We start from the raw sequence: 504 nt of genomic DNA, 5'->3' as shown, positions 1-504 counted from the left end.
TCCACTCTGACAGTATCATTTTCACCTTTAATTGCTTTATAAGGCATACGTCCAGCTTCATCAGCAACTTCACTGAATCTGCAACCCATGAATCTCTTAATAGAAGAAATGGTCTTTGTTGGATTGGTTATCGCCTGTCTTTTAGCAGGATCCCCAATCTTTCTTTCTCCATTATCCAGAAACGCAACGATAGAAGGTGTAGTTCTTCTTCCCTCGTCGTTCGGAATAACTACCGGTTCATTACCTTCCATTACCGCAACACATGAGTTCGTAGTACCTAAGTCAATACCTATAATCTTACCCATTTTATATTTTTTAGTTTTTTTGATTTTTTAAATACACTTCTATATAATCAATCCATATGCCAAGCGACATTCACATGACAAAGTGTTCAAAAGCATACATTATTTCAAAGATTGGCATGACATATATTATTTTCATATATGACAAAACGACAGAATGGCAGGAATGAAATAATGTAGAACTTTATAGCTAACCTCCATT

At 35.3% G+C, this 504-nt stretch carries 1 protein-coding gene; it reads right to left on the bottom strand.

The genetic code is table 11. The features are described 5' to 3' along the window. On the bottom strand, window positions 1–305 hold a 305-nt coding region (locus tag ACQY6F_RS19130; protein WP_428776715.1), incomplete at its 3' end, for an Hsp70 family protein. Between the last annotated feature and the right edge of the window lie 199 nt (window positions 306–504).

Origin of the sequence: Vibrio sp., from assembly GCF_050299255.1 — a bacterium.
In the GTDB taxonomy this organism is placed as follows: domain Bacteria; phylum Pseudomonadota; class Gammaproteobacteria; order Enterobacterales; family Vibrionaceae; genus Vibrio.
Note: the sequence above shows the minus strand (reverse complement) of the source record. Positions and strands in the feature narration are given on the sequence as shown.